The sequence below is a fragment of the Sphingomonas sp. PWP1-2 genome (genome assembly GCF_049898305.1).
GTDB classification, from domain to species: domain Bacteria; phylum Pseudomonadota; class Alphaproteobacteria; order Sphingomonadales; family Sphingomonadaceae; genus Sphingomonas; species Sphingomonas glacialis.
Window position 1 is genome coordinate 285,176 of sequence record NZ_JAFCXM010000005.1, and the last position, 13,080, is coordinate 298,255.

The window sequence follows — 13,080 nt, forward strand, 5'->3', positions numbered from 1 at the left end:
CTAGCGGAATACCGCCAGCGCCGCGTGCAGCGTCAACGCGACGAGCATCAGCGAGCTGCCCAGGAAGAATGCGAACCGCACCGAGACCTTGTTGATCGTCGCCTGCCAGATGCTGTGCGCGATCCGCAACGCGACATACGCCCAGGCGATCCAGGCGTTCGCGCCGTCGCCCGTGCCGGTCAGCGCGATCACCCCGCACACCGCGTAGAACAGCGTCGGCTGTTCCATCAGGTGATTGTAATTGTGCGCGACCCACTGGATCTTGGGCGGCAGCCCGCGGTCGGCATCGGCGGGCTTTGTGCCGACCAGCGTGCCGAGATCGATCCCCGACGCCTTCATCGCCGGCAGGCGCGTCGCCAACATCCACAGCAGCATCACCAGCGTCCAGGCGATCATCGCCACGACCGGTTTCAAAATCTCGCTGTGCATGAAAAAGCCTCCCCCAATTCCTTGGGAGAGGCTGCCTCAGTTAGTCTTGCTTTGCAACGGATCAGTCGAAGCTGGCACCCCAGCGACGCTTGACGCGGTCCTTCCACAGGCCGCGGTGGTAGGCGTCCGAGGCGAGGAGCGGCATGACCGAGCCGGCTTCGGCGAACACCATCTGCTCGATGCCGGTGTTGACCTTGCCCCACGATGCCGCTTCCTGCAGCGTCGAGGACGAGCAGGCACCGTCGCGCACGTCGGCAACGGTGATCTGCACCGCGTACTTGTGGACCTGCACGTCGTCATGGCCGAGGATCTCGGCGCAGACGACGGTGTCCTGGATGAAGTTCTTCGGCACGCCGCCGCCGATCATCAGCAGGCCGGTGACGCCCGCCTTGATCTTGATGTCGGTCAGCTCGCGGAAATCGGCGATCGCGTCGAGCACCATGTACGGCTTGCCCTCCTTGGCGCGGTCGACCTGGTGCTTGACCAGACCGAAGCCCGCCGACGAATCGACGAACGCCGGACAGAAGATCGGCACGTCATGCTCATAAGCGAGCTTGACGAGGCTGTTCTCCTTCTTGCCGTTCTCGACGAGATACTTGCCCATCTCGCGGATGAATTCGCGGCTCGAATACGGCCGCGGCTCGAGCGAGTTGGCGATCTCGAGGATCGTGTGGTCGCAATCCTGGAGCTGCTCTTCGTCGATATAGGTGTCGTAGATCCGATCGATCAGCAGCGAGCGCAGCGTGTCGTCGTCGGGCACTTCGAGCGCCTGGTAATGCTTGTGGCCGAGGCCCTCGAAGAAATCCATGTCGACGATCGACGCGCCCGTTGCGACGACGCCGTCGATCATGTTGTTGCGCAGCAGCTCGGCATAGAGATCCATGCAGCCGCCAGCCGAGGTCGAACCGGCGATGACGAGGAAGATCGAGCAATCCTTGTCGGCGAGCATCTGGTTGTAGATGTCGGTCGCGCGGCCGAGGTCGCGGCTGGTGAAGCTCATCTTCTTCATCGCGTCGACGATCGGGCGCGCGTCGAACTTGGTGATGTCGATATGCTCGACGGTGGTCGAGAGGAGCTCGGCCTTGCGGTTGGACATGTCGTTCATGGAAAACTCCTTAGCAAACAGCCGTCATCCCAGCGAAGGCTGGGATCTCCGGGGGCGGGCGAGACGCGCGCTTCCGGGAGACCCCAGCTTTCGCTGGGGTGACGGATCGTAATGGACTTGGCCTGTTACAGCGTGACGACGTTCGAAGCGACCTCTGGCTGTTCGTCGCCATAGACCTCTTCGCCGTACAGCGACACCATCGGCTCGTCGGAGACGATCACCGTCTCGTCCGAACCAAAGCCGTTGAACGCGGTGCGCATCGCCGACCCGTAAGCGCCGAGCATCCCGATCTCGAGATAGTCGCCGGCCTTGACGTCGGCGGGGAGGTAGAACGGCCCCACCATATGGTCCATGTCGTCGCAGGTCGGGCCGTAGAAGCTGAAGGGCATATCCTTCGAGCGGCTCTCGGGCTCGCGCAGCAGCTCGACCGGGAAACGCCAGCCGATATGCGCCGCATCGAACAGCGCGCCGTACGCGCCGTCGTTGATGTAGAGCTCATCGCCGCGACGCTTTTCGACGCGCACCACGATCGAGCTGTACTCGGCGCACAGTGCACGGCCGGGCTCGCACCACAGCTCGGACGAATAGCTGACCGGTAGCGATTCGAACGTGCGGTGGATCGTCTCGAAATAGCGCTCGAGCGGAGGCGGCTCCATCCCCGGATAGGAAGAGGGGAAACCACCGCCGACGTCGATCACGTCGACCGTCACCGCTGCCTCGACGATCGCCGCGCGGACGCGCTCCATCGCATTGGCATAGGCTTCGGGCGTCATCGCTTGCGAACCGACATGGAAGCAGATGCCGAGCGCATCCGCCGCCTGGCGAGCGCGGAACAGCAGGTCCTTGGTCTCGCCCGGTGCCGCGCCAAACTTCGACGCGAGGCTCAGCTTGCTATGCTCCGACGAGACGCGGAGCCGGACGCACAGCGTCAGGTCTTCGGCGCCATCGGTCGCATCGACGATCTTCTCGAGCTCTTCCACGCTGTCGAGAGAGAAGGTCTTCACGCCATAGTCGAAATAGGCCGAGCGAATCGCCTCGGGTGCCTTGACCGGGTGCATGAAGCACAGGGTCGCGCCCGGCAGCGTGGACGCCACCAGCCGTACTTCGGCGATCGAGGCCACGTCGTAATGCGTGATTCCGCTGTCCCACAGGATCTTCAACAGATCCGGCGAGGGGTTCGCCTTGACCGCATACATCGAGCGACCCGGGAACTTCTCGGCGAAGAACCGGGCCGCACGCGCAGCAGCGTGCGGACGAACGAGCGTAACCGGCTGGACCGGCTTCTGCTTAGCGATGTCGATGCCGGTAACGGCAGTCGAAGGGGTGGTCGCTAACCCCAGCGCGCGATGTAGATTGTGCAATTCAAGGGACCTCCAATGTCCGCAGACAAGTTCACGAAAACACTGCCTTGCGGTTGGAAGTCCCATGGGGCAGCGGATGGGCGAAATAGGGTCGCGCTTTTTCAATGTAAAGCGGTTTTGGACCCCCCCGGAGGTGACACGTGACGATTTTAAGACAGCCGACCCGCGCAGGGGTGCGCGACGCCGCCGCCAAGGTCGCTGCGGTGGTGCCGACAACGCCGCTGTTCGTCGTGGATATTCAAGGTGTTGCGGTCGCTTTCAAGGCCGAGTGCCTGCAGCCGATGGGCGCGTTCAAACTGCGGGGGGCGTGGCACCGTTTGACCGCGATCGAACCCGATTTTCGGAGCAAAGGCGTGGTCGCCTTCTCGTCGGGGAATCACGCGCAGGGAGTCGCGTGGGCAGCACGGCGGCTGCAGATGCCCGCGACGATCGTGATGCCCGCCGATGCGCCCAAGGCCAAGCGCGACGGGACGCTCGCGCTGGGGGCCGAGGTGGTGAGCTACGACCGCAAGACCGAGAGCCGCGAGACGATCGCCGCGCGACTCGCCGAGGCGCGGGGCGCGGTGCTCGTGCCGAGCTTCGACGATCCGTGGGTGATCGAGGGGCAGGGCAGCGCCGGGATCGAAGCGGCGGCGCAGATGGCGGCGGCGGGGCTGGGGAGTGCTGCTCGCGTAGTGGTGCCGTGCGGCGGCGGCGGGCTCGCGGCGGGGCTGGCGCTGGCCCTGCCCGACGCGGGCGTCACCGTGGTCGAGCCCGCGGGGTGGGACGACATGCGGCGCTCGCTCGAGGCGGGGTGGATCGAACCCGTCGGCGATTCGCCGCCGCCGACCGCGTGCGACGCGTTACAGACGACGCGGGTGTCGGGGCTGACCTTCGATGTGCTCGCGCGGCGGGGCGCGACGGGGGTTGCGGTGAGCGAGGCGGAGATCCGCATCGCGCAACGCTGGGCGGCGGAGCGCTTGCGGCTGGTGGTCGAGCCGGGCGGCGCGGTGGCACTGGCGGCGGCGTTGAGCGGGAAGGTGGCGGTCGAGCCGGGGCTGCTGGTGCTGCTGTCGGGCGGGAATGTCGATCTGGCCGCTTATGGTGCGGTGCTGGCCGGGACCGACTGATCTTCGCGGCGCCGGGGGATCGGGAAGGGTCGACTTGGCGTGGGCCTAACGGTTAGGGTTCTGCATGACCGCCCTCGAAGGCCTTGCGCCTGCTCTTGCCATGCTCGCCGCCTTCGCCTGCCTGATCGGCGGCGGCGTGTTGATCGCCAAGCGGCAGGACGTCCGCAAGGGCGTGCTCATGCTGGTGATGGCGGCGGTGCTGGTGGGTAACGTGGTTATCTGGACACTGTAGCGCGATCCGCCGCTGCGCGTGCGACGAACCGTGCGGAGGTTGACTCGATTGACCCCTGGACATGGTGTTTACACCGGCGATCGTTTCCGTTTTGGCGCCAATGCGGTTGCGCGGGTCTGACGATTTCAAAGAGCCGCGCAGGCTATACCATGGCGGCCGCCTTGTAGGACAGGGCCACGTCTGTTTTCGCCCAATAGCGGACGAAAGATTGCGGTTGCGGTCTCGGCTGGTTAGCTTCGCCAAGCCTGATCTGAGGAAACGTTGCGCATGCTCACCGTCGTTACCGTTTGCGCGAACGTCCTAATTTACGGACTTCTGGGTTGGGCCATCGTGGGCTGGTTGGGCCACCGAGGTCACGCTCGTATAGCCGGACTCTTTCTTGCTCTCGGTTTCGCCCTTGGGAGTTTCGGAGGACATGCGGCTGCGGAACCCGAGAATGTTCTCCAATTTCGCGCGCTTGGTTCAGTTGTGGGGTTAGCTGCCCTGTCAGCATTGATGTTCTACCGGCGTCGTCGCACCGCCCGATAACGTCTGCCGAACGGCTGCTCACCACCCAAACCCAGACATTGGGTGATGCTTCCCCCCGGTGAAAGCCGGGATCGATATGTCGCGCGGCGCGCGGCGGATCGGAAATGGTGCGACCGCGACCTTCGCCTCGGTGGCGGTTTTGGGTGGCGGCAGCGAACGCCGACCGTCGCAGGCGTGCCAGGCTAGCCATCGCGCGCGCGCCGATACCGGGCTTCCCACCCCACGCCGCTTGCACCAAGCGCCCTGCGGCGTAAGAAGAACCGACACCGTGTGACCCGAAAGCCGCTTATCTCATGACGATGACCTCCGTCGACTTCGCCAGCCTGCTCTGCTCGCGGCTCTGCCATGATCTGCTGAGCCCGGTGGGTGCGCTCAACAACGGGCTCGAACTGCTCGCCGACGAGCATGATCCCGAGATGCGCGCGCGCTGTCTCGAGCTGCTCAGCGAAAGCGCCAGGGCGTCGGCCAACAAGCTCAAATTCTTCCGGCTCGCGTTCGGGGCGGCGGGCGGCTTTGGCGAGACCGTCGACGCGCGCGAGGCGCGGGCTGCGATCGAGGGGCTGTTCGGCGACGGGCACCGCGTCAAGCTCGGCTGGCTGGTCGAGGATGCGACGCTGCCCAAGCCTGCGATCAAGGTGCTGCTCAACCTCGCGCTGATCGCTGGCGATGCGCTGGTGCGCGGCGGGCAGCTCGATGTCGGGGCCGAGAGCGTGGATGGCCAGATCGAGATCGTGGTGCGCGCGACGGGCCCGCGGATCGTGCTCGATGGCGAGATGCGCGCCGCGCTGACGGGCACGCAGGGCGATGCCGTCATCACCCCGCGCGCCGCCGCGGCCTATCTCGTCCATGCGCTCGTCGCCGAGGGCGGGGGCGGCGTGCAGGTATCGGATCCGGGCGATGCGGTGCTGCTGTTCGGGGCTGCGTTCAAGGCCGGCTGACCCCCCGCGACCGCCAAGCCCCGGCGCGGGCGGCGCAATTCCGGACGCTATACCCGCCCTTAACCATTCTTCGGCCATGGTCTTCCGTAGCGTTTCGCGGGGACTCATGGACGACCTTTTACAGGAATTTATCGCGGAGACGCGCGAGACGCTCGAGGCACTCTCGGGCGAGATCGTCGCGTGGGAATCGGCGCCCGGCGACCGTGACCGGCTCGATTCGATCTTTCGCTTCGTCCACACCGTCAAAGGGAGCTGCGGCTTTCTCGACCTGCCGCGACTCGCGCGGCTGAGCCATGCCGCCGAGGACGTGCTCGCCGCGGTCCGCGCGGGCGAGCGCACCCCCGATACCGCGCTCGTCAACGCCGTGCTCGCCATCGTCGACCGGATCGGCGAGCTGGTCGAGGCGATCGATGCCGGCCATGCCGTCGATGATTCGGGGGAGGATCTGCTCGTCGCCGCGCTCGATTCCGGCGCGCAGGCCGCCGCCCCGGTGAGCGTGGTGACGCCGAGCCGCGCACCGAGCCGCAGCGTGCGCCTCAACGTCGATCTGCTCGACCGGATGATGAGCGGCATGTCCGACATGGTGCTGGCGCGCAACGAGCTCGCGCGGCGGCTGCGCGACGACGGCGCCGACCCGAGCGTCGAGGCGGCGCTCGAGCGGCTGTCGCTGACCGTTGCCGAGATGCGCGACACCGTCACGCGGACCCGGATGCAGAAGATCGATGCGCTGTTCTCGGCTTTGCCGCGGATGGTGCGCGATACCGCGGCCGAGCTCGGCAAGTCGGTGACGCTGCAGATCGAGGGGAGCGACGTCGAGCTCGACCGCGAGATGATCGAGATGATGCGCGATCCGCTCGTCCACATCATCCGCAACTCGATCGACCATGGGATCGAGCCGCCCGCGCTCCGCCGGCTGGCGAAGAAGCGCGAGAATGGTTGGCTCAACGTTTCCGCCCGGCAATCGGGCAACCAGATCATCATCGAGATCTGCGACGATGGGCGCGGGATCGACGTCGATGCGCTGATCGCCAAGATCGCGCAGGAGGGCCGCCGCAGCGAGGCCGAGTTGCGCGCGCTGAGCCCACAGGCGAAGCTCGATTTGATCTTCGAGCCCGGCCTGTCGACCAAGACGGTCGTCACCGCGATCTCGGGGCGCGGCGTCGGGATGGACGTGGTGCGCGCCAATGTCGAACAGATTGGCGGACGGATCGAACTGTTCAACACGCCGGGGACGGGCCTGCGGATCGCGATCCATGTGCCGCTGACGCTGTCGATCATGTCGACGATCGGCGTCGGCGTGCGCGACCAGCGCTTCGCGATCTCGCGCCAGGCAATCGAGGAGATCGTCCGCGTCGGGGGGCAGACGATCCGCATCGACCGGATCGGCGATACGCTGACCGCGACCGTGCGCGACCGGCGGATGCCGCTGATCGATTTGAGCGATATGCTCGGCTTTGCGCCGCTCGACCCGGCGATGCTCGTCATCGTCAGCGTGTCGGGGGGGAGCTATGCGCTCGCGGTCGACGCGGTGCTCGATCATGAGGAACTGGTCATCAAGCCCGCCGCGCCCGCGATCATGGCTACGGGGATCTATGCCGGCCAGACGCTGCCCGACAGCGGGCTGCCGATGGTGATGCTCGATTGCGCGGGAATCGCGCACGTCGCCGGGCTGGTGTTCACGCGCGCGACCGCGGCCGACGAGGATGCCGTGGTCGAGGCCGTGCCGGGGGTGCAGGCCTTGCTGTTCGAGGATCTCGACGGCTGCCGCCGGATCGTGCCGCTGTCGGTGATCGACCGCGTCGAACCGGTCGCGACGGGCGCGATCCGCATGTCGGCGGGCCGGTTGCGACTGTCGGTCGAGGGGGGGATCATCCCGCTCGTCGCGCTCGGCGAATGGGCGGCGCTGCCGACGGTTTCGGTGCTGCGGCTGCGCGACGGCGCGACCGAGATCGCCTATGCGATCAAGGAAGCGCTCGACATCGTCGAATTGCCGAGCGCGATCGTGCCGGCGCATGCGGTAGGGCCGATCGCGGGCGTCGTCGCGATCGACGGCGAGCAGATCGAAGTGCTCGACCTGTTCTGGATCTTCTCGGCGCACGGCGGCGGCGAGGCCGAGCCCGACGCGCCGTTGTGCCTGCTCGACAGCGCCGAATCGGCGTGGATGACGACCTTTCTCAAGCCCGTGCTCGAAGCGTCGGGATACCGCGTCACCGATGCGCTTCGCCCGGGCGAAGTGCCGCGCGTGCTGGTGCGGATGGAAAGCGACGCCGCGCCGTCGGCGAGCCAGATCCCGGTCGTCCGGCTGCGGCGCGAGGCCGAAGGCGCCAGCGACACGATTTTCCGCTACGATCGCCCCGCCGTGCTGGCGGCGGTCGCGCGCTCGGCAGGAGGCCGCTGATGCCACTCTTCCTGATCGCGCAGATCGCCGGTCGCATCGTCGCGATCGAATCGGACCAGGTCGAATCGGTGGTCGATATCGGGACGATCATCCCGGTGCCGCGCGCCGACCATCACGTGCGCGGGCTTGCTGCTTTGCGCAGCCGCGTGGTGACCGTAATCGACACGCGTGCCGCGCTCGGGCTCGAGCCGGGAACGACCGCCGCGACGCGCGCGGTGATCACGATCGTCGAGGGGCACCATTATGCGGTGCTGGTCGATGCGCTCGACGATGTCGCGCCGTTCGAGCTCGCGCCGCTGGCGGCGGGGATCGTGCTCGACAAGGGATGGCTGACCGTCGGGCGCGGGATCATCGAGCGCGATGGCGAGCCGATCCTCGCGATCGGCCTGGCGGCGCTCATTCCGCGCGGGCTGGCGCTTGCGGCGTGAGATTAACGGGACGCTTACGCATTTCGGGCAAAGTCCGTCATAGCGTGCTCTAACAGGGTGAATTCATGAAAACCTGCCTCGTCGTCGACGATTCGAAGGTGATCCGCAAGGTCGCCCGCCACATCCTGGAGACGCTCAACTTTCGTGTCACCGAAGCCGGCGATGGCCGCGAGGCGCTCGATTCGTGCCTCGCCTGCGCGCCCGACGTCGTGCTGCTCGACTGGAACATGCCCGTGATGAGCGGCATGGATTTCCTGCGCGCGCTGCGCGACAGCGCGATCGCGAGCCGCCCCAAGGTGGTGTTCTGCACCACCGAAAACGGCATGGCGCACATCCGCGCCGCGATCGAGGCGGGCGCCGACGAATATGTCATGAAGCCGTTCGACCGCGAAACGCTCGAAAGCAAGCTTCAGATTGTCGGCATGGCCTGAGGGCGCATGATGCCCCTGGCTCCCTCCCTCATCGCCGGAAGCGCGGTCGACGACTCGCCACGGGTGCTGATCGTCGATGATTCGGCCGTGGCGCGCGCGGTGATCGCGCGGGCGCTGGAAGGCGGGCGCTTCATCGTCGCGGGCGCTGTCTCGAACGCCGACGCGGCGCTCGCGTTTCTGCGCGCGACACCGGTCGATGCGGTCGTGCTCGATATTGAAATGCCCGGGACTTCGGGGCTGGCGGCACTGCCCGATCTGATCGTCGCGGGGCAGGGGGCCAAGGTGCTGATCGTCTCGTCCGCCGCCGCCGAAGGCGCTGCCGCGACGATCGAGGCGCTCGCGCTCGGCGCGGCCGACACGCTGATGAAGCCCGGCGTGGGCGATTTCGCGGGGCGGTTCTCGGTTGCGATCGTCGAGAAGCTGCGCCGCCTGCTGGCGGTCGAAACCCCCGCCGAGACGCCGTTTGGGCTGTCGCCGCGACGCCCCGAATCGGATGGCGCCAGCGCTGCGCTCGCGACGGGGCAGGGGTTCGACATCGTCGCGATCGGCGCCTCGACCGGCGGGATCCACGCGCTCGCCAGCCTGCTGCGCGAGCTGCCCGTGTCGTTCCCGCTGCCGATCCTGATTACCCAGCATTTGCCAGGCTCGTTCATGCCGTTCTTTGCAGCCCAGGTCGCGATGATGGCGGACCGACCGTGCGACGTCGCGACCGATTCGATGCGGATCCGCCCCGGCCGGACGATCGTCGCGCCGGGCGATGCGCATATGCGCGTCGTCAGCACCGGCGACGGCGCCGCGATCCGGCTGAGCAGCGAGGCCAGCAAGAGCGGCTGCATGCCCTCGGTCGATCCGATGTTCGACAGCCTGGGTGAGGTTTACGGCGCGCGCGCGCTCGGGATCGTGCTGAGCGGCATGGGGCGCGACGGGAGCGACGGCGCCCGCCGGCTGGTCGATCGCGGCGGGATCGTTCTTGCGCAGGATCAGGCGAGCTCGGTCGTGTGGGGCATGCCGGGCGCGATCGCGACGGCCGGGCTCGCCAGCGCGCTGCTGCCGCCGGCCGAGATCGGCCGTATCGTCGCGACGCGGCGACGTCCGGCATGAGCGATGGCAGCGACGCGCTGAAGTTCAACCTGCCGTTCGACCGCGCTTCACCTGCGGGCACGATGGGCGTGCTGACCGCGATCCTCGAGTCTCGCACCGGGCAGCAGCTCGGCGCGAACCGCGCGTGGCGGATCGAGACCGAGCTCACCCCGTTGATGCGCGACCTCGGGCTCGCTTCGCTCGAGGCGCTGGCGGTGGCGGCACAGCGCTCGCCGACGATTGCCGAGCAGGTCGCCGACGCGCTGCTCAACCAGGAAAGTTCGTTCTTTCGCGATGCCGCGGTGCTCGATCTGGTCGCGAGAGCGCTCGCCGCGATGCGCGTCGACCATCCCGAACGGCGGCTGCGGATCTGGTCCGCCGGCTGCTCGTTCGGCCAGGAGCCGTTGTCGCTCGCAATGCTGTTTGCCGAACAGCCGGCGCTCGCCGGGGCTGCGATGCCCGAGATCATCGCCACCGACGTGTCCGAAGCGGCGCTCGCGCGGGCGCGCAGCGGGCGCTACTCGCAATTCGAAATCCAGCGCGGGTTGCCGATCCGGCGCATGGTCGAATGGTTTGACACCGATGGCACCGACTGGATCGCCAAGCCCGAACTCGTCCGCCGCATCGCGTTTCGTCGGATGAACCTGGTCGCCGGCACGCTGCCGTCGGGGCGCTTCGACGTCGTGCTGTGCCGCAACGTCCTGCTATATCTGACCCCCGAGGATCGCCGGCAGATCCTCGACCGGTTCGCCACGATCCTGCAGCCCGGCGGCGTGCTCGTGCTGGGTGCGGGCGAGACCACAATCGGCCAGACCGAGGCATTCCAGCCGAGCCCGACGTATCGCGGCCTCTACGAACGCGACGCATCGAGCGTTTGACGAGCTCTGCTACCAGCCGTTGCTGACGGGGTTCCTTGTCGCGCGCGTCCGTGCTTAAGCTCTGGTTTGGCTTGCGTAGGGACCTCCCCATGACGATCATCGAAACGCCCTCGCCCAATTTCGACGACCGTTCGCTGCCGGTGTCGATGATCGTGCTGCACTATACCGGCATGCAGACCGGACAGGCGGCGATCGACCGCCTGCGCGACCCGGAAGCGAAGGTCTCGGCGCATTATCTCATCGCCGAGGACGGGCAAGTGCTGCGCATGGTGCCCGAGGACAAGCGCGCGTGGCACGCCGGCAAATCGTGCTGGCGCGGGATCGAGGACGTCAATTCGGCGAGCATCGGGATCGAGATCGTCAATCCGGGGCACGAATTCGGCTATCGCCCTTTCCACGAGGAGCAGATCGATGCGCTGATCCCGTTGGTTGCGGGGATCACCGAACGCCACGGGATCACGCGCGGCAACGTCGTTGGCCATTCGGACATCGCGCCGGCGCGCAAGCAGGACCCGGGTGAGCTGTTCCCGTGGAACCGGCTCGCCAAGGTGCGCCTCGCTTTGCCGCGACCGACCAAGAAGCTGCTCGACCCGATGTGGGCCGATGCCGGCTTCCTCGTCGCGCTCGAGCGCTTCGGCTATGACGTGCGCGACAAGCTCGCCGCGGTCGTCGCGTTCCAGCGGCGCTTCCGCCCCGAGCTGATCGACGGCGTGATCGACGGCGAATGCCGCAGCATCCTGCTCGCACTGCTGTTGCCAAAGCCGACCGGGGACGACTAAGGAACGCGCAGCCAGAGGGTCGGGCGGCCGCGGGTGCTTTCGAGCGCGCGAGGAAAGTCCGGGCTCCGCGGAACGACGGTGCCGGGTAACGCCCGGCGGGGGTGACCCCAGGGACAGTGCCACAGAGAGCAGACCGCCGATGTCCGAGCTTCCCGCAAGGGGGCGAGGAACAGGCAAGGGTGAAAGGGTGCGGCAAGAGCGCACCGCGCGACGGGTAACCGAAGCGGCATGGTAAACCCCACCGGGAGCAAGATCGAATAGGGGTGGCACATGGGCTTCGTTTCAGCTCGTCACCCGGGTTGATTGCTTGAGGCGGCGTGCAAACGTCGTCCTAGAGGAATGGTCGCCTAACCCCGTCGCAGGGCGGGGGGGACAGAACCCGGCTTACAGACCCTCTGGCGCTTTTTCGTTTTCGACGCTTTTCATGGGCGTTTCACAAAAGCGTCATGGCGCTATCGCACCGCGATGCTTAGATGGCCCACTATGGCGCGTACATCATCACGATCGGTCGACTGGGGTTTTCCGCGCTGGCGCGCTTATGGCGAGGCTGGCAGCGAGGCCGCGACCGTACGGTTGTGCGACCGCCACGGCTGCACCGAAAAGGGCGATTGCCCCGCGCCGAAATCCCCCAACAGCCCGGAACGCTGGTATTTCTGTCAGGTCCATGCCGGCGAGTACAATCGCGGCTGGAATTATTTCGAAGGCCTCAGCGCCGAGGAAGCCGCCGAGCGCGAGCGCGCCGAGACGCAAACCGCCGAAGGCTATACCGAATCGCGCCACAATCAGTGGGCGGGGCGCGGTGACGGCAGCCGATCGCGCGACGAGATGCGCGCGCTCGAAGTGCTCGAGCTCGAAGTCGATGCTGAGTTCGAGGCGGTGCGCGTCGCGTGGCGGCGGCTGGCCAAGTCGAACCATCCCGACGTCCGCCCCGGCGACAAGGAGGCTGCGGCGCGCTTCCTCGCGATCCAGGCGGCGTATGACGTGCTGAAAGCTGCCGAGGAGCAGCGCCAGTGGAAGCCCGAGGCTTGAAGACCGTCCGTTCGGACTGGGCGAACACGCTGCTGGTCTGCAAGAAATGTTCGAAGAAGATCGGCGGCGGGTTCGGGCCGAAGGGCAAGACCGGGCTCGCCAAGGCGCTGCGCGCCGAGCTCGATGTCGCCAAGGGCCGCAAGGGCTCGCTCGGGATTATCGAAGTAAAATGCCTCGGCGTGTGTCCGAAGGGCGCGGTGACGGTGGTGAACGGTGCCGCGCCGGGCGAGTGGCTATTGGTGCGCGAAGGTCTGCCGATTGCCGCGGTGGCCGCCGAGCTTGGGCTTGGCGCAGCGCCCGATAAGGGCATTCCGCGAGACTAGACGCTCCGGCGTCGCCATCTGGCATTCGTCAA

14 protein-coding genes and 1 other RNA gene are annotated in these 13,080 nt (G+C 67.0%); 12 read left to right on the forward strand and 3 right to left on the reverse strand.

From position 1 onward, the window contains the following. From ACP7C5_RS14650 to ACP7C5_RS14660, 3 genes are all read right to left on the reverse strand, one after another. A complete protein-coding gene (locus tag ACP7C5_RS14650; RefSeq protein ID WP_189676889.1) occupies positions 1-429 on the reverse strand; it encodes an MAPEG family protein in 429 nt (142 codons plus the stop codon). A gap of 61 nt (positions 430-490) precedes the next feature. After that, complete coding sequence (locus tag ACP7C5_RS14655; protein WP_133187399.1) at positions 491-1,534, reverse strand: 1,9-bis(guanidino)-5-aza-nonane synthase; 1,044 nt, start codon at positions 1,532-1,534, stop codon at positions 491-493. A 125-nt stretch (positions 1,535-1,659) separates the two neighbouring features. Further along, entirely contained in the window at positions 1,660-2,895 is a 1,236-nt protein-coding gene (locus ACP7C5_RS14660; protein WP_426264801.1) for a type III PLP-dependent enzyme, read from the reverse strand. Between the two features lie 140 nt (positions 2,896-3,035). On the opposite strand from ACP7C5_RS14660, the gene ACP7C5_RS14665 reads away from it, so the two are divergent. From ACP7C5_RS14665 to ACP7C5_RS14720, 12 genes are all read left to right on the forward strand, one after another. Beyond that, a complete protein-coding gene (locus ACP7C5_RS14665; protein WP_426264802.1) occupies positions 3,036-4,004 on the forward strand; it encodes a threonine ammonia-lyase in 969 nt (322 codons plus the stop codon). Between the two features lie 64 nt (positions 4,005-4,068). Beyond that, a complete protein-coding gene (locus tag ACP7C5_RS14670; protein WP_426264803.1) occupies positions 4,069-4,236 on the forward strand; it encodes a hypothetical protein in 168 nt (55 codons plus the stop codon). Between the two features lie 821 nt (positions 4,237-5,057). Then, complete coding sequence (locus ACP7C5_RS14675) at positions 5,058-5,702, forward strand: histidine phosphotransferase family protein (protein ID WP_426264804.1); 645 nt, start codon at positions 5,058-5,060, stop codon at positions 5,700-5,702. 106 nt (positions 5,703-5,808) lie between these two features. Then, a complete protein-coding gene (locus ACP7C5_RS14680; RefSeq protein ID WP_426264805.1) occupies positions 5,809-8,100 on the forward strand; it encodes a chemotaxis protein CheA in 2,292 nt (763 codons plus the stop codon). After that, positions 8,100-8,528, forward strand: a complete 429-nt coding sequence (locus ACP7C5_RS14685; protein ID WP_133187419.1) for a chemotaxis protein CheW — start codon at positions 8,100-8,102, stop codon at positions 8,526-8,528. Before ACP7C5_RS14680 ends, ACP7C5_RS14685 begins: the two co-directional genes overlap by 1 nt. 65 nt (positions 8,529-8,593) lie before the next feature. After that, positions 8,594-8,959 carry a response regulator gene (locus tag ACP7C5_RS14690; protein WP_189676892.1) on the forward strand — a complete coding sequence of 122 codons (366 nt, stop codon included), beginning with the start codon at positions 8,594-8,596 and terminating at the stop codon, positions 8,957-8,959. Between the two features lie 9 nt (positions 8,960-8,968). Next, positions 8,969-10,060 carry a chemotaxis protein CheB gene (locus ACP7C5_RS14695; protein ID WP_322159609.1) on the forward strand — a complete coding sequence of 364 codons (1,092 nt, stop codon included), beginning with the start codon at positions 8,969-8,971 and terminating at the stop codon, positions 10,058-10,060. 62 nt (positions 10,061-10,122) lie between these two features. Beyond that, positions 10,123-10,917, forward strand: a complete 795-nt coding sequence (locus tag ACP7C5_RS14700; protein WP_426264850.1) for a CheR family methyltransferase — start codon at positions 10,123-10,125, stop codon at positions 10,915-10,917. Positions 10,918-11,006: 89 nt separating this feature from the next. Further along, positions 11,007-11,696 carry an N-acetylmuramoyl-L-alanine amidase gene (locus tag ACP7C5_RS14705; RefSeq protein ID WP_426264806.1) on the forward strand — a complete coding sequence of 230 codons (690 nt, stop codon included), beginning with the start codon at positions 11,007-11,009 and terminating at the stop codon, positions 11,694-11,696. Positions 11,697-11,707: 11 nt separating this feature from the next. Then, positions 11,708-12,099, forward strand: an RNA gene (rnpB, locus tag ACP7C5_RS14710) — RNase P RNA component class A. A gap of 80 nt (positions 12,100-12,179) precedes the next feature. Next, on the forward strand, positions 12,180-12,725 hold the full coding sequence (locus ACP7C5_RS14715) for a J domain-containing protein (protein WP_426264807.1): 546 nt from the start codon (positions 12,180-12,182) through the stop codon (positions 12,723-12,725). Continuing rightward, entirely contained in the window at positions 12,722-13,048 is a 327-nt protein-coding gene (locus ACP7C5_RS14720) for a hypothetical protein (protein ID WP_426264808.1), read from the forward strand. The genes ACP7C5_RS14715 and ACP7C5_RS14720 overlap by 4 nt, the downstream gene beginning before the upstream one ends. Positions 13,049-13,080 lie beyond the last annotated feature (32 nt).

Bases quoted from the DNA above. Each gene is read 5' to 3' on its own strand.
- ACP7C5_RS14650 (WP_189676889.1), bottom strand. From the start codon at position 429: ATGCACAGCGAGATTTTGAAACCGGTCGTGGCGATGATCGCCTGGACG.
- ACP7C5_RS14655 (WP_133187399.1), bottom strand. From the start codon at position 1,534: ATGAACGACATGTCCAACCGCAAGGCCGAGCTCCTCTCGACCACCGTC.
- ACP7C5_RS14670 (WP_426264803.1), top strand. From the start codon at position 4,069: ATGACCGCCCTCGAAGGCCTTGCGCCTGCTCTTGCCATGCTCGCCGCC.
- ACP7C5_RS14675 (WP_426264804.1), top strand. From the start codon at position 5,058: ATGACGATGACCTCCGTCGACTTCGCCAGCCTGCTCTGCTCGCGGCTC.
- ACP7C5_RS14680 (WP_426264805.1), top strand. From the start codon at position 5,809: ATGGACGACCTTTTACAGGAATTTATCGCGGAGACGCGCGAGACGCTC.
- ACP7C5_RS14685 (WP_133187419.1), top strand. From the start codon at position 8,100: ATGCCACTCTTCCTGATCGCGCAGATCGCCGGTCGCATCGTCGCGATC.
- ACP7C5_RS14690 (WP_189676892.1), top strand. From the start codon at position 8,594: ATGAAAACCTGCCTCGTCGTCGACGATTCGAAGGTGATCCGCAAGGTC.
- ACP7C5_RS14695 (WP_322159609.1), top strand. From the start codon at position 8,969: ATGCCCCTGGCTCCCTCCCTCATCGCCGGAAGCGCGGTCGACGACTCG.
- ACP7C5_RS14700 (WP_426264850.1), top strand. From the start codon at position 10,123: ATGGGCGTGCTGACCGCGATCCTCGAGTCTCGCACCGGGCAGCAGCTC.
- ACP7C5_RS14705 (WP_426264806.1), top strand. From the start codon at position 11,007: ATGACGATCATCGAAACGCCCTCGCCCAATTTCGACGACCGTTCGCTG.
- ACP7C5_RS14715 (WP_426264807.1), top strand. From the start codon at position 12,180: ATGGCGCGTACATCATCACGATCGGTCGACTGGGGTTTTCCGCGCTGG.